This is a genomic window from Lysinibacillus antri (assembly GCF_003977595.1).
Classification (GTDB): domain Bacteria; phylum Bacillota; class Bacilli; order Bacillales_A; family Planococcaceae; genus Ureibacillus; species Ureibacillus antri.
The window spans coordinates 192,219-211,742 of sequence record NZ_RYYR01000001.1 but is presented as its reverse complement, the minus strand read 5'-3'; the positions used below and the strand labels follow the sequence as shown (position 1 = coordinate 211,742).

The window sequence follows — 19,524 nt, the reverse complement described above, 5'->3', positions numbered from 1 at the left end:
AATTCTTTAGTACACAAGTAACAATTAATTATTTGTGTATTGACGTGTGTTCGGAGGGAGGGAAAGAGAGATGTCAAAAACTGTCGTTAGAAAAAACGAATCGCTTGAAGATGCTCTTCGCCGCTTCAAACGTACTGTATCAAAAAGTGGTACAATTCAGGAAGTAAGAAAACGCGAATTTTACGAAAAGCCTAGCGTTAAACGTAAAAAGAAATCAGAAGCTGCACGTAAACGTAAGTGGTAATTTCCTAACAATCCCTACGTTCATAACACGCAATTTTATGATTCACTAAAAGCGAAAAAAACAATACCCTAGTATTTGTATTTATGCAAATACTAGGGTATTTTACATTTATAGGGTTCATCAACGAAAAGTGGGGATGACAAAAAATTATCTAACTAAGTTGTTGATTGGAGCTGCAGCCACGCCCCTAGGAAAGCGTCCAGCCAGAGCGGAAATTAACTCCAAGTTAGGGTGATGATTCATTTATAGCATATGTTTCATGAAATACATTTTACATATAAACAAATATTATTCTCAGAAATTTTGAAACCTTTTTCATCGTGATCCGTAAAAGTAGTATCAACAATTTTGAGGGGAGGCGAGGCAAAATGAAAAAAACATCGAGTATTAGCTGGATCTTAATTTGTTTGCTATCATTTACATTCATTTTTCCAAGTTTGACTGCCCATGCAAATAAAAATGTTTACCATATCCCACTTGAAGATGAAGTGGAAAAAGGTCTTTATGCTTTTTTACAACGGGCATTTGAGGAAGCGGTTACAGCAGATGCAAAAGCCATCATTTTGGAAATACATACACCCGGCGGATTTACGGATGCAGCTGAAGATATTGCGAAATTAATGGACAATACACCGGTTGAGATTATTGCGTTTATTAATTCGAAGGCTCATTCAGCGGGAGCATTTTTAGCGTTACATGCAGATAAAATTTATATGGTCCCCGATGGAACGATGGGTGCGGCTGCAATTATCGATAGTGCAGGAAATGCAGCAGATGAAAAAGCCAATAGTGCATGGATCACGACAATGAAAGTAGCTGCCGAATCCTCGAAACGTAAGCCAATTTACGCACAAGCGATGGCAGATAAAACCGTTAACCTTCCTGAATTACGAGCGCCAGAAGGAAAGCTTCTAACGTTATCTGCTTCAGAAGCGCTGGAAGTCGGTTATTCTGAGGGGACGGTTAAAACTTTAAGTGATGTGCTAGCGAGAATTGGGTTAGAAGATAGCGAAGTCATTTCAATTGAGCCGACATTTGCTGAAAAAATAGCCCGCTTCATAACGAATCCAATTGTTGTTACACTTTTATTGACAGTCGCAAGTCTAGGATTAATGATTGAGTTATTTTCCCCTGGTTTTGGTTGGCCTGGACTTACTGCTTTGACGGCATTTGCAGCATTTTTCTTTGGTCATATGGTAGCAGGATTAGCAGGATATGAATCTGTTTTAATTTTCGTTGTTGGATTAATTTTGCTTGTCTCAGAACTTTTTGTACCAGGTGGCATTGTCGGTATTATTGGTGGCGCATTCATGATCATTAGTTTATTATTTGCAGGAGAGAGTGTGGTTCACATGGCGTATTCAATTTTAATCGCACTGTTTATCGCTGTAATGGGAATGGTGGTACTAATGAAATTCTTTGGGAAAAATCTTCATGTCTTTAATAAATTGATTTTGAGAGACGCAACGACAACGGAAGAGGGCTATGTGTCGAATGTAAATCGAATTGAATTATTGGGAAAAATAGGTGAGACGATTACACCGCTACGCCCTGCAGGTACAGTTGTCGTAGGAAATGAACGAATCGATGTTGTTTCAGAAGGTAGTTATATTGATTCAAAGAAAAAAGTAGAAATAATCCAAGTTGAAGGTTCGCGCATCGTCGTGAGAGAAATGAAAGAAGGAGTGGAAAAAATATGATTTTTGATGCAGCAGCAATAAGTCTGATTATCGGGATTGTTCTCGTAATTATTGTCTTAGCAGTATTCTTTACATTCGTACCAGTAGCGCTATGGATTAGTGCCATTGCAGCAGGTGTAAAAGTAAGTATTTTCACATTAATCGGAATGAGATTACGTCGCGTAATTCCCGCACGAGTAGTTAATCCTTTGATTAAAGCGCACAAAGCAGGATTAGACGTAACAATTAACCAATTAGAATCGCATTATTTAGCAGGTGGTAATGTTGACCGTGTGATCAATGCATTAATTGCCGCACACCGCGCAAATATTGAATTACCATTTGAACGCTGCGCTGCGATTGACTTAGCAGGTCGTGATGTATTAGAAGCGGTGCAAATGTCTGTAAATCCAAAAGTAATTGAAACACCATTTATTGCTGGTATGGCAATGAACGGGATTGAAGTAAAAGCAAAAGCAAGAATTACTGTACGTGCAAACATTGAACGACTAGTTGGGGGTGCCGGGGAAGAAACAATTATTGCCCGTGTTGGGGAAGGGATTGTTTCGACAATCGGTAGTGCAGAAAGACATACAGATGTACTAGAAAACCCGGATAGGATTTCACAAACGGTTTTGTCAAAAGGTCTAGACTCAGGTACGGCATTTGAAATCTTATCCATTGACATTGCCGATGTAGATATCGGTAAAAATATCGGTGCAGAACTACAAATCGAGCAGGCACAAGCAGATAAAAATATTGCCCAGGCAAAAGCGGAAGAACGTCGCGCAATGGCTGTAGCACAAGAGCAAGAAATGGTTGCCCGCGTTCAAGAGATGAAGGCGAAAGTAGTCGAAGCAGAAGCAGAAGTGCCAATGGCCATTTCAGAAGCATTACGTTCTGGAAACTTTGGCATTATGGATTATATGAACTATAAAAATATCCAAGCAGACACTTCAATGCGTGACTCAATTGCAAAAGTAACAAATGACAAACCAGATGCACCACAAAAATAATGAAAAATAAACGGGGCTATCCAAAAAATAGTAAATTACGTAACGCTTAGGAAGTCAACTAAAGTTAGAAAACGCGGCCTACCACTGTAAGCCGCGCACTAAATCATGAAAGATAAGTTGGAGATACATTATGTGAGCGGACCTTTCACAAAGCACGAAGACAAGTCGTAAAGACACGGACAACGTGGCTTTGCGGCTTGTGTGCTAAGTCCGCTCACTACGTAACCCTTTTTTAAATTACTAATAAAAATAATAAAAGTAAAAATTTTATTATCTTATTTGTCTATTTAATTGGAGGCAGTTTACTGATTAGACAGCCTCTTTCACAAATATATTCACACACCTGACGAAGGGAGTGTATGAAGTTGGAAGGTATTATCATAATGGTCATCGCTCTGATTTTTAGTGCATTGTTCAAAGGAAACAAAAATGCCAAAAATCAAAAACCGATGCCCCCATTTAACAGTAAACCTCAGCAAACGTTCGAGACGCAGCGAGAGTTACCGAAAAGACGAACGTTGGAGGATTTTGCTAGTGAAATATTTGAACAATTAAATGAAAAAGCCAATCCTACAACAAGTCAGCCAGAAGTGAAAAAAGAAGTACCAAAGATCGCTGTTGAAAGAGTAGAAAAACCAATGGCAGCTCCTACTGCAAGAAAATCTTTAGATACCAATCGTACATCGAATCGGAATGTAATGAATACAACTCGTTCTGCTAAGAGAGACCCGATTGCAAGTAATGAAATCGGTAGCTATGTTCCTACAACACGAGATGCCTTAGTGCAAGCAATTATTACTTCTGAGATTTTAGGACCTCCAAAGGCAAAGCAACGGTAATTCAACCGATTATTAAACCTTTGTAACAATTAACTTTCTAATTGAAAATGATATCATGTCCCTTTTCGTATAAGCATATACTTTGCGAAAGGGGGCATTTTCTTTTGAAAAAATTATTTCAAAGCGATCCATTAATTGAATTAATAAACTGTCGCCAATTGAGATTAATTGGTACATATAAATTTTTAGAAGCTTCGGAAAAACATTGTGCATTTCTATATGAAAATTTTTCAATATTAATAAAAGCGGAGAAGGTACATATAGATGTGTTAAAAGAGGAAGAATTTATAATACATGTGGAAGATCTTCAAAGTCTAGAGATGAAAAGACAGGTGACGGATTATGAAAAAATTCGATAATCGCCCTGTTGAAATAAGGATGACAAAAAACAATGCGGCCAATGCATTTATTCAACATTTACATGCAAAAAAGGTCAAAATCAAAAATTTGACCCATTTAGAAAATGAAATCACGTTTGAAATTACTCGGAAAGACATTAAAGTGGTTCGTGAATCAAGAAAAAGATATCGGTTGAAAATAAAAATTCGCTATTTGCAAGTATCACGGATATTCCAAAAAAATAGTTGGACAGCTTTAGGCTTGCTCTTTTTAATTTTAATTCCAATTGTTGGTTCGCAATTTATTTGGAAAGTAAATGTGGAGGCCGAGACACCTGAATTACGAGTCGCTGTAGAAAAGGTAATCAATGAAAAATTAGCATTTGACCATCCAACATTAAAAGGACAAGTAAAATCGGACTTTGAAATACGACAAACGATTATGGAGCAGTTAAGAGACTTGTCATGGGTGCATATAATAAAAACAGGTAGTAGCATGACCATTGTGCCCCAACTTGCGCCGCTTACAGATACGAAAGAAAATAAACCAAAAGGGAAAAACCATTTAGTCGCTTCAAAAAGTGGAGTTGTTTCACATTTTGAAATCGCAAGTGGGGAACGTCGTGTATTACCTAACACCACTGTTTATACAGGGGATACACTCGTATCTGGTGTCATAACGGTTGGTGATAAATCAATCGTGATTGGTGCTGCTGGAGCAGTTTATGCAGACTACTGGCTGGAAACAGATTTTGAGATTCCAAGAAAAGTAAAATATATTTCAGCTAGTAATCGAGAGTGGATATTTGATTTCAAAATAAATAATGAAAAGGAGCAAGGAAAATCGTTTCAAAAAGTCGATTTACCAAAGTGGCTTTCAAGATTTATCGAAATCAAAAAGACTCAAAAGTACATCACGGTAACACAAGAGATTTCCGAAGAACAACTAGAATCATTCATTTTGCCTCTATTGCACGAAAAAATATTAAAATCTTTACCACCAAAAACAATTATAAAAAAGGAAAACATTTTGCACGTTACATTCGATGATGATAAAGTTAAAGGGAAAGTCCTATTTTTGGTAAATGAAAATATTGCAAAAAACTACCCTATTGTCCAAGGAGATTGATTATGTCAGAACAATTATCAGAATTACAAGTTGAAAATCCAAACGAAGCAGTTATGTTGCTTGGAATGAGTGATGCAAATTTAAAACTGATTGAAGAGACATTCCAGGTACGTATAATAACGCGTGGCGAAGTGATTCAAATTACAGGGGAAGACAAACAAAAGGAACAAGTTACAAGCCTTTTACAGGCATTACTTAAAGTAATTCGAAAAGGGATTAATATTGATTCGCGTGATGTATCGACAGCAATAGAAATGGTGAATAAAGGGACAATTGAATACTTTGCGGAATTATATGAAGAGGAAATTGCACGAAATTATAAAGGAAAGCCAATTCGAGCGAAAACAATAGGTCAACGCGAATACATAAAAGCGATTCGTCATAATGACCTAGTGTTTGGGATCGGGCCAGCTGGTACAGGGAAAACGTATTTAGCTGTTGTATTGGCGACACAAGCATTAAAAAATGGTCATGTAAAACGTATTGTTTTAACACGACCAGCTGTTGAAGCAGGGGAATCACTTGGATTTTTACCAGGTGATTTAAAAGAAAAGGTTGATCCGTACTTAAGACCACTTTATGATGCATTACATGATATTTATGGTCCTGAGCAAACGCAACGTTTAATTGAACGTGGTACGATTGAAATTGCACCTTTAGCATACATGCGTGGACGTACCCTGGATGATGCATTTGTTATATTAGACGAAGCGCAAAATACAACTCATGCTCAGATGAAAATGTTCCTAACTCGCTTAGGCTTTGGTTCAAAAATGGTGATTACAGGTGATAAATCGCAAATTGACTTACCAAAAAATACGGAATCAGGATTAATTGTTGCAGAACGAACATTAAAATATGTAAAAGATATTAATTTCCAAATATTGGAGGCTGGTGATGTAGTACGTCACCCACTTGTAGCAAAAATTATTCAAGCATATACAGATCAAGAATTGTAAAATCGATATTAAATTTGGGAAAATGTGTGCGAAATTAACACTCGTACGCATTTTTCTATTTCTATGGGGAAAACATAAAGTGAACTTTTCATTTTTCCATAGATAATTAGTTGAAGTTGTTTTGTGTATGTCAGTAGATAAATGCTATTTAGGTTAATTGGTAATATTTTTTTATATTCCTATGATTCGACAAATATTCACTTGATTTCTTATAATTTAAATAACATTCCATGAAATTATACTAATAAATTGGTAAACTAATATATATAGAAATTTTTGGGGGTGCGTAATGGGTAAGCACTATAAAAAAATTATGGAAATGATTAGTTTTCGAACTTTATTAATAATCGTATTAATTTTTACTGGATTGCTCCAATTTCTATTAATGCTTGGGAATGTTCGGGGTACAACATATGATATCCAAGCTTTTCAATTAGCACCTGAAACGATTCGTGCTGTAAAGACGGTAGAAGACACTGTGAAAACAGAACAAGAGCGAGATCATGCTGAAGAAAGCATTGAACCCGTTTATGTGTATAACGAAGAAACGGCAAAACATAGAGTAGCATTGGTAAATTCATTATTTGATATCGTGTCGGATGTACGGACGGAAGTAAAAGGAAAAGATGCCGAGGCTTCCATTGACAATCAAATTACACAACTACGAAATAAGCTAAAGGAAATTACAGATAGTCAGTCACAGCTTATCTTTACAAATAGCCAACTGCAATCTCTAATGACAGTATCTGATGCTTCCATACATAATGCGATGAAAATAGTTTCGGATTTAGTGGAAACGACTTTAAGCGATGCGATTCGAATCGAAGAAATAAATTTGAAAAGAAATGAAATTGAAACAAAAATTCGACAAGCGCCTAACTTGGATGTAGAGATATTAAATGCAGTAATTGTCATTGGACGTGCTGCGATTATCGAAACGGAAACATTAGATGAAACGAAAACAAAAGAATTAATTCATAAAGCACGTGAAGAAGTAGAGCCTACTCGTATATTACAAGGACAGATCATTGTACAAGAAGGAGAATTAATTAATCGGGAAGTCTATAGACAACTTGAATTATTGGGATTATTAAATAACCAAGCAACGATAAAACCAGTTGTCGGGTTAGCGATTTTTGTTCTATTACAAATGTCCTTCCTTTATATTTTATTTATTCGTTCTAAAATGGAATTAACGAAAAAACGGAATGCTGTACTTGTGACTGTCATCGTTTATGCTATGTCCATTATTTTAATGAAATTGTTAGGGCAATTAACGGATCAGTTTGATGTAACGATCGCATTTTTATATCCAACAGCATTAGCAACAATGCTTGTCCGATTATTAGCAAATGAAAGAGCAGCCACTTTAGTTACCGTCTTAACTGCTGCTTCTGCAGGTGTGATGTTCCATGAAGGATACGCGGCCGTTTTACAAATGGATATTGCACTATATATAATTTTTGGTGGTTTAGCAAGTATTTTCTTTATGCGAAGTATTGAAAAACGATCCCATTTATTGAAGGCTTGTGGTGTTGTATCAATCGTAAACATAGCTTTTATAGGATTTTATTTATTAATGTCACAGTCGGATTACGGATTGTCTGAGCAACTATTTTATGGTGTTGCGGGTATTACTTCCGGTATAGTTTCTGGGGCATTAACAATGGGATTATTACCATTCTTTGAATCAGCTTTTGGAATCTTGTCGACAATGAAATTAATTGAACTGTCTAACCCAAATCATCCTTTATTGAAAAAACTATTAACTGAAACACCAGGAACTTATCACCATAGTGTCATGGTTGCTAACTTAGCTGAAGCGGCATGTGAAGCAATTGGGGCAGATGGATTGCTAGCGCGGGTAGGATGTTATTATCATGATTTAGGGAAGACAAAGCGCCCGGCATTTTTCATTGAAAATCAAATGTCTGGTATTAACCCACATGATTCCTTGCCCCCTGAGAGAAGTGCCGAAATCATCATTGCCCATACGACAGATGGAGCGAAATTGTTAGAAAGTTATAAAATGCCTAAGGAAATTATTGATATTGCATTACAACATCATGGAACAAGTACGTTAAAGTTCTTTTTACATAAGGCAAAAGAAGAAGGTAAAGACATTGAAGAAAAGGCATTTATGTATCCTGGACCAAAACCACAAACAAAAGAAGCTGCAGTGATTAGTATCGCTGACAGTGTAGAAGCGGCAGTACGTTCTATGAAACAACCGAATGCAGAAAAAATTCAAAAACTTGTGTATTCGATTATACAAGGTCGTGTTCAAGAAAATCAATTTGATGAATGTGATGTTTCCATTAAAGAATTAAAGAAAATTGAAGTGGTTCTTTGTGAAACATTAAATGGTATTTTCCATTCACGGATTGAATACCCGAAAGATGAATAAGGAGGAAATCATGCTGAATATTGACTTTCTAGATGAAACAAATGAAGTAAAACAAGAACATACGGAACTTGTTGAAAAATTACTTCAGCATGCAGCAAATAAGTTAAATATTGAAGACGGAAGTGAGGTCTCAATTACTTTCGTCACAAATGAGGCAATTCATGAAATTAATCGTGAATATCGCGATAAAGACCAACCTACAGACGTTATTTCCTTTGCACTAGAGGAAATGGGGGAAGGGGAAGTAGAGATTATTGGAGAAGGTATTCCGAGAATTTTAGGCGATATTATTATCTCAACAGACCGTACAAAAGAGCAAGCTGCCGAATATGGGCATTCTTTTGAAAGAGAGCTAGGATTTTTAGCTGTTCATGGTTTTTTACATCTTTTAGGCTACGACCATATGACAGAAGAAGACGAAAAAGTTATGTTTGGCAAACAGGATGAAATTTTATCTTCGTTTGGCTTAGGTCGTGATCCAAGTGGACTTTCCTAAGCTCATCAAATCTTTTGGATATGCATTTTATGGCATCTTTACAGCATTAAAAGAACAGAATATGCGCATTCATATTATAAGTGCAATCATTGTCGTATTTGTTGGTTTTTTAACGGGCTTAAGTACGATCGAATGGCTATTTATAATTGTTGCCATTTCTTTAGTGATCGGCACTGAAATGGTGAATACTGCTATTGAAAGTGTCGTCAATTTAGCATCACCAACTTTTCATCCATTTGCAAAACAAGCAAAAGACGTAGCAGCAGGTGCGGTACTTGTTTTTGCCATATCAAGTGTTATAATCGGATTACTCATTTTTATACCAAAATGGTTATAAATAAGAAAAGCGGAGAACGCCCGTTTAGCTCCGACAACAACTGGAGGAAACCACAAGAGGACGCTTTTTGTCCTCGAAGGGGTTTTCGCAAGTTTAGAGGAGCTGGCGTTCGCAGCTAGCCCCTGTTTGCAGTTTAGAAAATTCAAATTTCTAATAAAGGATTAAAAGGAGTCGGATAGATATGACAATCGATATGAACAATTTAATTGAACAATCAAAAATTGCTCGAGAAAATGCATACGTACCTTATTCGAAATTTAAAGTAGGTGCAGCGCTTTTAGCAGAAGATGGAACAATTTATCAAGGTTGTAACATTGAAAACTCTAGCTATGGATTAGCGAATTGTGCAGAACGTACAGCCATTTTTAAAGCTGTATCAGAAGGAGTTAAAAAGTTTAAAGCATTAGCGGTCGTTGGGGATACACAAGGACCTTGTTCGCCGTGTGGTGCTTGTAGACAAGTAATTTCTGAGTTTTGCGCAAAAGATATGCCAGTATATTTAACAAATTTAAAAGGCGATACAAAACTAACGACAGTGGGCGAGCTTTTACCAGGTGCCTTTTCACCGGAGGATTTAAATTAATGCAAGAAAACACAAGCTTTAAATCAGGATTTATTTCAATTATCGGACGACCTAATGTAGGAAAGTCAACGTTTCTGAATCGAGTGATTGGTCAAAAAATTGCCATCATGTCCGACAAACCACAAACAACGCGAAACAAAATTCAAGGTGTTTTAACGCGTGATCAATCGCAACTCATTTTTATCGATACACCAGGAATTCATAAGCCGAAGCATAAACTTGGCGAATTTATGATCAAGGTTTCGAAAAATACGTTAAAAGAAGTGGACATTATTATGTTCATGGTGAATGCGGAACAGGCGATCGGTAAGGGTGATGAGTTTATTCTTGAATTACTAGAAGGAACGAAAACACCAGTATTTCTCGTAATTAATAAAATCGACCAAATTCATCCAGATGAACTAATTGGAATTATCGAATCGTATAAATCAAAATTTCCTTTTGCTGAAATAGTTCCAATTTCTGCGCTTCAAGGGAACAATGTAGACAGTTTATTACAGACAATTGAAAACTACTTACCAGCAGGTCCACAATATTACCCTGCAGATCAAGTAACAGATCACCCAGAACGTTTTATTATTTCAGAAATGATTCGTGAAAAAGTGCTTCATTTAACGCGCGAAGAAATTCCGCATTCCATCGCGGTAGTCATTGATAAAATTAAACGTGATGAAGAAAATGAAAATAAGATCCGTGTTCAAGCGACGATTATGGTGGAACGTGATTCACAAAAGGGGATTGTCATCGGAAAACGCGGTGCCTTGTTAAAAGAAGTTGGGATTCAAGCAAGAAAAGATATTGAAATGCTTCTCGGCTCAAAAATTTACCTTGAATTATGGGTGAAAGTACAAAAAGATTGGCGTAATAAATCCGCTCATTTACGCGACTTTGGGTATCGAGAAGACGAATACTAATAGAAAAGAAAGAATGCTTACGATGAGGTAAGTGTTCTTTTTTATGTATAATAGAAGATAGAACAATAGAAGGAAGTGCCTACGAATGTTAAATAAATGGGAAGGCATTGTATTAAAATCTCGTGCATACGGGGAATCCAATAAGATTGTTACATTACTAACAAGAGAAGCGGGCAAAGTGGCTGTTATGGCGCGTGGGGCAAAGAAACCAACTAGTCGTTTAGCAGGTGTGACACAAACATTTATGCATGGCATGTTTATTGTGCAAAGATCTTCTGGTATGGGAACCCTTCAGCAAGGGGAACATATTAGCTCGATGCGCCATATTCAAACAGATATTCTAACGACTGCTTATGCTAGTTATATGGTAGAACTTGTAGATCGATTAGTTGAAGAAGGTGGACCACAACCCTTTGCATTTGAAGTACTATTGCAGGCGATGAACGCATTAGAGGAAGAGTACGATCCAGAAGCAATTGTTCTATTTGTTGATTGGAAAATGCTCCCGTTTGCTGGGGTGCAACCGATATTGCATAAATGTGCTGCATGTGGGCAGGTAGAAGGTGAGTTTGCCTTTTCGTTTACTCAAGGTGGGTTTATATGTCATCGTTGTTTTCATGTAGATCCATATATTATTCGACTTTCCCCAAAGCAATTAAAGTTAATTCGGATGTTTTATTCTGTTCCAATTGACCAAGTGGGAAAATTAGAGCTAAAGCGTGAGACGAAACAATTTATTAAAAAAATTGTAACGACGATTTATGAGGAACAAACAGGCATTCGTCTTAAATCTCGCACTTTTATCGAACAGTTAGAACGAACGCCATTACTTATCCGTAAACAAAATGAAGAATAAGGTTAAAGTACTTTTCTTATTATTTCTAATACATCCTCTTTAAGAGCTTTCCAGAACAAGATTTCCGATTGTTCATCGAAAGCTTTTTCTTTTGTTAAGAAATAATTGTTGTATAAATAATCAATCGCGTTGTGGTGGAAATGAAGACGGTGGTTCATTTGTTGTAAATCGATGTTCAACTCCATATAGCCATCAATTAATGTTTGTAAGTCGCTAATGCGTTTTCGTAATTCATCGTAGATTTGTTGATGATATTGTCCGAGTTTATATTCAGGTTGAATTTGCTTTCGATGAGTGGTTAATTGTTCATTCATATGTTCAATGTTTCTATTAGCTGTTAATAAGATATGATGTTGCGTTTGATGGTCGGGTAATTCCTTATAAAGTAGAGTACGTGTAATTTCTAAAAACTTTTCAGCGTATGTAATTTCTACAGATTGTGACTGCTTATCTTGTTTAAAAAAAGCCTGTATGAACATCCGTATCACCCCTTTTTATTTTCATTATAATTGAAATATTCTAACAAATCACGAACAAAATGACCAAAATGAACAATATTGGGAAAAGGGTAATTTTTATGTGTGACTTTGGCTGAATTACGTGCGGGTTTGAAGACTTTACGTGCGATTTTAGCGAAAATACGTGCGACTTTTCAAAATCTAAAAAAGCTTATCTCGCTTGTGTGAAATAAGCTCATATTCATACTAAAATTGTAAATGCTTTTCGATATAGGCCTTAACTTCTGTAATCGGCATGCATCCAATTAAATGTGCTCCTGCGGTTATATTGCAAAGTAACATAATCCTCGTCGCAAATCCGAATGCATCTAAAAAAGAGCTTATCTCGCTTTAGCGAAATAAGCTCATAATCACACTAGAATTGTAAGTGTTTTTCGATATAGGCTTTAACTTCTGTAATAGGCATGCGAGTTTGCTCCATCGAATCGCGGTGGCGTACTGTTACTTGACCGTCTTCTTTTGAGTCAAAGTCGTATGTGATACAGAATGGTGTACCGATTTCGTCTTGGCGACGGTAGCGTTTTCCGATTGATTGTGATTCGTCATAATCTACTGGGAATGATTTGCGTAATTCAGCCCATACATTTGCTGCTTCATCACCCAATTTTTTAGATAATGGTAGAACTGCTGCTTTAAATGGTGCAAGGGCAGGGTGGAAGCGAAGTACTGTACGTGAATCGCCGCCTTCTAATTCTTCCTCATCGTAAGCGTCACATAAAAATGCTAACGTTACGCGGTCTGCTCCTAATGATGGTTCGATACAATATGGTACGTAACGCTCGTTTGTAATTGGATCGATGTAAGTGAAATCTTCTCCAGAGTGTTCCATATGTTGTTTTAAATCATAATCTGTGCGGTCAGCAATACCCCATAATTCGCCCCAGCCAAATGGGAAGCGGAATTCAATATCCGTTGTTGCATTTGAATAGTGGGATAGCTCATCTTCCTCATGATCACGTAAACGCATGCTATCTTCTTTCATGCCTAAGTTTAATAACCAGTTTTTACAGAAGTTTTTCCAGTATTCTTGCCACTGTAGATCTTCACCGGGCTTACAGAAGAATTCAAGTTCCATTTGTTCGAATTCACGCGTACGGAAAGTAAAGTTCCCAGGTGTAATTTCGTTACGGAACGATTTACCAACTTGTGCAATACCAAATGGCGTACGTTTGCGCATAGAACGTTGAACGTTTTTGAAGTTAACGAAAATCCCTTGTGCCGTTTCAGGACGTAGGAAGATTTCATTTGATGAACTCTCTGTCACACCTTGGAATGTTTTAAACATTAAGTTGAATTGGCGAATATCTGTAAAATCGTTTTTGCCACATTCAGGACAAGTTACTTCTAATTCTTCCATTTTTGCTTTCATTTGATCAAAGCTCATGCCATCGACAATAATTTCTTTGCCTGTTTTCTCTAATGACGCTTCTTCAATTAGTTTATCTGCGCGGTGACGAGCTTTACAAGATTTACAATCAATCATTGGGTCGTTGAAGTTGCCAACGTGACCAGAAGCAACCCAAGTACGAGGGTTCATTAAAATGGCTGCGTCAAGACCTACATTGTATTCTGATTCTTGAACGAATTTTTGCCACCATGCTTTTTTGACGTTGTTTTTTAATTCCACACCTAATGGGCCATAATCCCACGTATTTGCAAGACCACCGTAGATTTCAGAGCCTGGGAAGACGAAACCACGATGTTTTGCTAAGCTAACAATTGTTTCCATAGATTTTTGAGTCATTTTTATTACCTCCATTATTTTGAAAATATAAAAGCACCCGTCTCCGGGCTTTATAATGCCCGGGGACGAGTGCGTAGTTAACACCCGCGGTTCCACCCCGCTTGTCAAAACTGTTGGCAAGCGCTCGCACTCTGCGTCACTCGAATCATCCCAATCCTCACGAACACATAATGTTCGCTCCGGTTGTGCTGCTTCTCGTTCCTTGATTGACAAACGCTTTCAATCAGTTTTGAATACTGAAAAGCGTTTATCTGAATGCAAATTAAATACAAACAGTTTTAAACCTCTTTTATGAAAAATGGCTCCAGGGTGCCGTTTCGCTTTTCTGTGTAGGCTTTCACCATTCCTACTCGCTTTTGTTGAAAAGGTACTTATTTATCCTGTCATTGCCTATTATTAATTTCTATATGCTATTTTATGTGAAGGTTGTATCTGTGTCAATATTGTAGCATAGGGTAAATTTTTTCGCATTCATGAGCAAAATAGTATATAATAATTAAGTAATCAGTATAACATTATTTGAAGCGGGTGAGTCCAATAGAACTCAATAAACGTCAGGACACGATTCTGCAAATCGTCAAAGAGAATGGACCTATAACTGGAGAGCAAATTGCAGAACGTCTTAATTTGACTCGGGCTACTCTACGACCAGATTTAGCAATATTAACGATGGCAGGCTTTTTAGATGCAAGGCCTCGTGTTGGCTATTTTTACTCTGGCAAAAAGACGATGACATCAGTTACAGAGTCTATGATGAACTTAAAAGTGAAAGATTTTCAGTCTCTACCTGTTGTAGTTTCTGAAAATATGACTGTGTATGATGCAATTGTACATATGTTTTTAGAAGATGTAGGTACACTGTTTGTAGTAGATGAAAATTCAAATTTACAAGGGGTTTTATCTAGAAAAGATTTATTACGAACAAGTATTGGATCTCAAGATTTGAATACAATACCTGTACACATCATCATGACTAGAATGCCTAATATTGTATATTGTAAAAAAACTGATTCTTTAATCGTAGCTGCAAAAAAATTAATTGAAAGACAGGTTGACTCATTGCCAGTCATCCATGAGACAGATAAAGGTATTGAAATTGTTGGACGTCTTACGAAAACAAATATTACAAGAGCATTTATTTCTTTAGCAGAAACGCATGATTTATAAGGAGTGCTAATTTGAAAAGTTTAAAAGTATTTGTTGTCTCAGATTCAGTAGGTGAGACGGGAGAACAGGTGGTAAAAGCTGTTGTTGCCCAGTTTAGACCTAATTTCGAAAACACGATTATTCGAAGGTTTCCACATATTGATAGTGATGATCATATAAGCAATATTGTTGAAATAGCTAAAGCTCAAGACGCATTGATTGTATTTACTTTAGCAGAAGAAAAAATGAGGAAAAAGCTTGAAGAATGTTGTCTAAAGGAAAACATTCCTTCCATCGATTTATTAGGGCCAATGATTCAAGTCTTCCAAAAAAAGATTAACGAGAAGCCACTTGAAGAAGCAGGGCTTGTTCATAAATTGGATGAAGATTATTTTAAAAAAATCGAAGCAGTGGAATTTGCAGTGAAATACGATGATGGACGCGATCCAAGAGGCTTATTATTAGCTGATGTTATTTTAGTAGGTGTGTCTAGAACATCTAAAACACCACTTTCGCAATATTTAGCCCACAAAAGATATAAAGTTGCAAATGTACCACTTGTACCGGAGATTAACCCACCAGAAGAACTGTTTCTTGTCGATCCTAAAAAATGTTTTGGCTTAGTCATATCCCCTGAGAAACTGAATATGATTCGAAAAGAAAGATTAATCGCTCTAGGCTTAAATGATGACGCAATTTATGCAAAGCATGAGCGTATCGAGCAAGAAATCGCGCATTTTTATAAAGTCGTTCATCGAATTGGGTGTACTGTAATAGATGTGACAAATCGAGCAGTTGAAGAAACGGCGAATGATATAATAGAACGTATTGAACAAAATAAGTAAAGAATAGATTGCTCAAATTTTGGTAGCAAAATGATCCTTTTTTTGACAATCTAAGCTGATATGTAGTTAGAGCAGTAACTGCGTTTAGGCAAAGTTTTAAAAATGCCATCTCTATAAAGAAGTAGAGACGGTTTTTTTATGCTGAAAAATAGTAAGATATTCTCATTATGGTATATTTTTTTATTTTTTTATAAAAAAAGTGGAAAATTTGCTTATATTGTTTTATAATGAAAAAATTGTGGTAAAAATATAACTATGAGATGACGAGGATAAAAGAACTTTTTTTGTCGTAAAATAGAGGAATTATAAAATTTATCTCGAATTATGTAATAAGCAATAAAGCAACTGAAGTTGGTGATAAAGTGAACGGGAAAATACCTGAAGAAATGATTGAGCAAATACGTTCTCAAGTAGATATAGTAGATGTGATTAGTGATTACATGCAACTTACTAAAAAAGGACGTAACTGGTTTGGATTATGCCCATTTCACGGTGAAAATACACCATCCTTTTCAGTTTCACAAGATAAGCAGATCTTTCATTGCTTTGGTTGTAGCGCTGGTGGTAATGCCATTACTTTTGTCATGGATATGGAAAATATTCCATTTCCCAATGCAGTTGCCAAATTAGGAGAACGCATTGGCATTCATCTTGATATACAAAATGATAGTATAAACAACAGTTCGCAAAGCTATTCAAAAAAAGAAGAAAAAATGATTGAAGCCCATGAATTTGCTGCGGAATTTTATCATCATTTGTTGATGAATACGGAAGATGGTGAACAAGCGTTAAATTATCTTCTAAAAAGAGGATTTACAAAGGACCATATCGAAACGAATGGTATAGGTTGGTCTTTACCAGCTTGGGACACATTGTCAGTTTTGTTAAAAAGAAAAGGCTTTACATTAGAAGAAATGGCTGAATGCGGACTCATCATCCATAAGGAAAGTGACCATACTTACTTTGATCGCTTTAGAGGACGAGTGATGTTTCCAATTCGAGATGAAAATGGTAAAGTAATTGCCTTTTCAGGTCGAATAATTGATTCTCGTGATGAAGCGAAGTATTTAAATAGTCCAGAGTCACCGATTTTTCACAAAAGTCAAATTCTTTTTAATTTGGATAAAGCAAGAACTTCCATCCGAAAACAACGTCAAGTTATATTGATGGAAGGATTTATGGATGTTCTCGCAGCAAACCAAGCAGGTGTATACAATGCTGTAGCTACTATGGGTACATCTTTAACTCAGCAACATATCACAAAGTTAAAGCGCTTAAGTGAGCAAATTATTATTTGTTATGACGGTGATAATGCGGGTTGGGATGCAGCAAAGCGAGCTGCAGAAATGTTATATGCTGAATCATTAAAAGTCGACATTGCAGTTTTACCAGAAAAATTAGACCCTGATGAATATATTCGAAAATATAACGCAGAGTCCTTTATAAAGCAAATTTTAGAGAAGCCTCACGCATACATTGCTTTTATGATGATGTATGCAAGAAGAAATAAAAACTTCCAATTTGAAAATGATGTTTTGCAATACATTCAGGAAGTACTTGAACAACTCGTTGGCCGTTCGTCTCCAATAGAACGTGATTTATATATAAAACAACTTTCGAATGAAACCAATATTTCTGAAGAAGCAATTTATGCACAGTTTAGAAAATTAGATGGAAATAATGCAAAGAATTTTAAACGTACTGAACAAAGAAATCAACCTTTAACTATTGAATTACACCAACCAAAAACTCTAACTGCAACTGATAGAGCAGAACGATTACTGTTATCACATATGCTATTTGACCTTGAAATTGTCACAACAATTTTAAAAAGTGAAGATACTCAACCGTTCGCACGGGATGAATATAGGGCTGTATTTGTACGATTAATTGGTTTTTATGAAGAACATCAAACGGCCGATTATCAAAGGTTTTTAGAAATGATCGATGACCCTGCTTTAAGAAAACTTGTAATGGAAGCAGCCCTAGTTGATCGCGACCCAGACCATGCTCAAGCTGAAATTGCCGATTGTCTAAGGCATTTAAAAAAGCATCGGATAGAAGAACAAATTAAAAAATTGCAGCATGATTCACAAGAAGCTGAAAAAATGCATGAGCATAAACGCGCTCTTGAGATGGTACAACAGATTATTCAATTAAGGAAATCATTATCGGCGATTTAACCGATTCGTTTGTTTAAGGAGGAAGGTTTATGGCGGACAAGTCAGAACAATCAAAAGAAGTAGTAAATGGCCTTACAGTTGATGAAGTAAAAACAATTCTTCAAGAAAAGGCAAAAAAAGATAATGAAATTTCAATGACGGAAATTTCAAATAAACTCACACCATATGAATTGGAAAATGAGGAAATCTTTCATTTTGCAGAAGATATTGAAAAAAGTTTTGGTATTCAAGTAGAGGGTAAAGAAGAGTTTGAAGATGAAGTGCTTGCAAAACAAGAAGAAAATGAAGAAGCATTTGATTTAAATGACTTAAGTGTTCCTCCTGGTGTAAAAATCAATGACCCAGTACGTATGTATTTAAAGGAAATTGGTCGTGTAGATTTATTAACTGCAGAAGAAGAAATTAATCTGGCAGAACGAATCGAACAAGGTGATGAAGAAGCGCGTAAACGTCTTGCTGAGGCAAACCTGCGTTTAGTTGTTTCCATTGCAAAACGCTATGTTGGTCGTGGGATGTTATTTTTAGATTTAATCCAAGAAGGTAATATGGGTCTAATTAAAGCCGTTGAAAAATTTGATTACCGCAAAGGATTTAAATTTTCGACTTATGCAACTTGGTGGATTCGTCAAGCAATTACACGTGCTATTGCAGACCAAGCGCGTACAATTCGTATCCCAGTGCATATGGTTGAAACAATCAATAAATTAATTCGTGTTCAACGTCAATTATTACAAGATCTTGGGCGTGAACCATCTCCTGAGGAAATTGGAGAAGAAATGGATTTAACGCCTGAAAAAGTCCGTGAAATCTTAAAGATTGCGCAAGAGCCTGTGTCACTAGAAACGCCAATTGGTGAAGAGGATGATTCGCATTTAGGCGATTTTATAGAGGACCATGAAGCACAATCACCATCTGATCATGCTGCATATGAATTATTAAAAGAGCAACTTGAAGATGTTTTAGATACGTTAACGGACAGAGAAGAAAATGTACTTCGTCTACGCTTCGGTTTAGATGATGGTCGTACACGTACTTTAGAAGAGGTTGGAAAAGTATTTGGTGTAACACGTGAGCGTATACGTCAAATTGAAGCAAAAGCATTACGTAAACTTCGCCATCCATCTAGAAGTAAACGACTAAAAGATTTCTTAGAATAAATAACTAGAGGCGTCTCTTCGTATGAAGGGATGTCTTTTTATTATGTAATTTGTCATAATTCTTTTCATTGAAAATCATTTGGTCTATTACTTTCTATGCATGTGTTGAAGTATAGTTTAAGATAAAATAAATA

The 19,524-nt window shown here is 36.3% G+C and carries 19 protein-coding genes; 17 read left to right on the top strand and 2 right to left on the bottom strand.

Annotation, left to right across the window (positions count from 1 at the left end; genetic code table 11):
• Positions 1-70: 70 nt before the first annotated feature.
• The 13 genes from rpsU to recO all read left to right on the top strand — a co-directional run bounded on the left by rpsU (position 71) and on the right by recO (position 11,797).
• Positions 71-244 (top strand): 30S ribosomal protein S21, encoded by a 174-nt coding sequence (rpsU, locus tag EK386_RS01120; protein ID WP_004227078.1) that lies wholly within the window; start codon positions 71-73, stop codon positions 242-244.
• A 368-nt stretch (positions 245-612) separates the two neighbouring features.
• Complete coding sequence (locus tag EK386_RS01115; protein WP_126657164.1) at positions 613-1,944, top strand: NfeD family protein; 1,332 nt, start codon at positions 613-615, stop codon at positions 1,942-1,944.
• Positions 1,941-2,939 (top strand): flotillin-like protein FloA, encoded by a 999-nt coding sequence (gene floA, locus EK386_RS01110; RefSeq protein WP_126657163.1) that lies wholly within the window; start codon positions 1,941-1,943, stop codon positions 2,937-2,939. Before EK386_RS01115 ends, floA begins: the two co-directional genes overlap by 4 nt.
• A 365-nt stretch (positions 2,940-3,304) precedes the next feature.
• Complete coding sequence (locus EK386_RS01105; protein WP_126657162.1) at positions 3,305-3,778, top strand: YqfB family membrane protein; 474 nt, start codon at positions 3,305-3,307, stop codon at positions 3,776-3,778.
• A gap of 104 nt (positions 3,779-3,882) precedes the next feature.
• A complete protein-coding gene (locus EK386_RS01100) occupies positions 3,883-4,137 on the top strand; it encodes a hypothetical protein (RefSeq protein WP_126657161.1) in 255 nt (84 codons plus the stop codon).
• The gene (locus EK386_RS01095) at positions 4,121-5,245 is read left to right on the top strand and encodes a sporulation protein YqfD (RefSeq protein ID WP_126657160.1); all 1,125 of its coding nucleotides are present in this window, start codon (positions 4,121-4,123) and stop codon (positions 5,243-5,245) included. The genes EK386_RS01100 and EK386_RS01095 overlap by 17 nt, the downstream gene beginning before the upstream one ends.
• A 2-nt stretch (positions 5,246-5,247) precedes the next feature.
• Positions 5,248-6,204, top strand: a complete 957-nt coding sequence (locus tag EK386_RS01090) for a PhoH family protein (RefSeq protein ID WP_126657159.1) — start codon at positions 5,248-5,250, stop codon at positions 6,202-6,204.
• A gap of 289 nt (positions 6,205-6,493) precedes the next feature.
• On the top strand, positions 6,494-8,611 hold the full coding sequence (locus tag EK386_RS01085) for an HD family phosphohydrolase (RefSeq protein WP_126657158.1): 2,118 nt from the start codon (positions 6,494-6,496) through the stop codon (positions 8,609-8,611).
• A 7-nt stretch (positions 8,612-8,618) separates the two neighbouring features.
• Positions 8,619-9,107 (top strand): rRNA maturation RNase YbeY, encoded by a 489-nt coding sequence (gene ybeY / locus EK386_RS01080; RefSeq protein ID WP_179965982.1) that lies wholly within the window; start codon positions 8,619-8,621, stop codon positions 9,105-9,107.
• A complete protein-coding gene (locus EK386_RS01075) occupies positions 9,094-9,444 on the top strand; it encodes a diacylglycerol kinase family protein (RefSeq protein WP_126657156.1) in 351 nt (116 codons plus the stop codon). The genes ybeY and EK386_RS01075 overlap by 14 nt, the downstream gene beginning before the upstream one ends.
• 181 nt (positions 9,445-9,625) lie before the next feature.
• A complete protein-coding gene (locus EK386_RS01070) occupies positions 9,626-10,027 on the top strand; it encodes a cytidine deaminase (RefSeq protein WP_179965981.1) in 402 nt (133 codons plus the stop codon).
• Positions 10,027-10,941 (top strand): GTPase Era, encoded by a 915-nt coding sequence (era, locus tag EK386_RS01065; RefSeq protein ID WP_126657155.1) that lies wholly within the window; start codon positions 10,027-10,029, stop codon positions 10,939-10,941. Before EK386_RS01070 ends, era begins: the two co-directional genes overlap by 1 nt.
• Before the next feature lie 85 nt (positions 10,942-11,026).
• Complete coding sequence (gene recO, locus EK386_RS01060; protein WP_126657154.1) at positions 11,027-11,797, top strand: DNA repair protein RecO; 771 nt, start codon at positions 11,027-11,029, stop codon at positions 11,795-11,797.
• Between the two features lie 2 nt (positions 11,798-11,799).
• On the opposite strand, the gene EK386_RS01055 is transcribed toward recO, so the two are convergent.
• A complete protein-coding gene (locus EK386_RS01055; protein ID WP_126657153.1) occupies positions 11,800-12,276 on the bottom strand; it encodes a hypothetical protein in 477 nt (158 codons plus the stop codon).
• 394 nt (positions 12,277-12,670) lie between these two features.
• A complete protein-coding gene (locus EK386_RS01050) occupies positions 12,671-14,059 on the bottom strand; it encodes a glycine--tRNA ligase (RefSeq protein WP_126657152.1) in 1,389 nt (462 codons plus the stop codon).
• A gap of 528 nt (positions 14,060-14,587) precedes the next feature.
• Here EK386_RS01050 and ccpN point away from each other — a divergent pair.
• The 4 genes from ccpN (at position 14,588) to rpoD (ending at position 19,390) form a co-directional block, all read left to right on the top strand.
• Positions 14,588-15,226 (top strand): transcriptional regulator CcpN, encoded by a 639-nt coding sequence (ccpN, locus tag EK386_RS01045; protein ID WP_126657151.1) that lies wholly within the window; start codon positions 14,588-14,590, stop codon positions 15,224-15,226.
• 11 nt (positions 15,227-15,237) lie between these two features.
• Positions 15,238-16,050: a pyruvate, water dikinase regulatory protein gene (locus tag EK386_RS01040; RefSeq protein WP_126657150.1), complete on the top strand. Its 813-nt coding sequence runs from the start codon at positions 15,238-15,240 to the stop codon at positions 16,048-16,050.
• 362 nt (positions 16,051-16,412) lie between these two features.
• Positions 16,413-18,233, top strand: coding sequence for a DNA primase (gene dnaG / locus EK386_RS01035; RefSeq protein WP_126657149.1), 1,821 nt, complete (start codon positions 16,413-16,415; stop codon positions 18,231-18,233).
• 29 nt (positions 18,234-18,262) lie between these two features.
• A complete protein-coding gene (rpoD, locus tag EK386_RS01030; RefSeq protein ID WP_126657148.1) occupies positions 18,263-19,390 on the top strand; it encodes an RNA polymerase sigma factor RpoD in 1,128 nt (375 codons plus the stop codon).
• Positions 19,391-19,524: the final 134 nt, after the last annotated feature.

Excerpts from the sequence above, each read along its gene's own strand:
- EK386_RS01055 (WP_126657153.1), bottom strand. The coding sequence starts at position 12,276 with ATGTTCATACAGGCTTTTTTTAAACAAGATAAGCAGTCACAATCTGTA.
- floA (WP_126657163.1), top strand. The coding sequence starts at position 1,941 with ATGATTTTTGATGCAGCAGCAATAAGTCTGATTATCGGGATTGTTCTC.
- recO (WP_126657154.1), top strand. The coding sequence starts at position 11,027 with ATGTTAAATAAATGGGAAGGCATTGTATTAAAATCTCGTGCATACGGG.
- EK386_RS01095 (WP_126657160.1), top strand. The coding sequence starts at position 4,121 with ATGAAAAAATTCGATAATCGCCCTGTTGAAATAAGGATGACAAAAAAC.
- EK386_RS01085 (WP_126657158.1), top strand. The coding sequence starts at position 6,494 with ATGGGTAAGCACTATAAAAAAATTATGGAAATGATTAGTTTTCGAACT.
- rpsU (WP_004227078.1), top strand. The coding sequence starts at position 71 with ATGTCAAAAACTGTCGTTAGAAAAAACGAATCGCTTGAAGATGCTCTT.
- EK386_RS01090 (WP_126657159.1), top strand. The coding sequence starts at position 5,248 with ATGTCAGAACAATTATCAGAATTACAAGTTGAAAATCCAAACGAAGCA.
- EK386_RS01115 (WP_126657164.1), top strand. The coding sequence starts at position 613 with ATGAAAAAAACATCGAGTATTAGCTGGATCTTAATTTGTTTGCTATCA.
- EK386_RS01050 (WP_126657152.1), bottom strand. The coding sequence starts at position 14,059 with ATGACTCAAAAATCTATGGAAACAATTGTTAGCTTAGCAAAACATCGT.
- era (WP_126657155.1), top strand. The coding sequence starts at position 10,027 with ATGCAAGAAAACACAAGCTTTAAATCAGGATTTATTTCAATTATCGGA.
- rpoD (WP_126657148.1), top strand. The coding sequence starts at position 18,263 with ATGGCGGACAAGTCAGAACAATCAAAAGAAGTAGTAAATGGCCTTACA.
- EK386_RS01070 (WP_179965981.1), top strand. The coding sequence starts at position 9,626 with ATGACAATCGATATGAACAATTTAATTGAACAATCAAAAATTGCTCGA.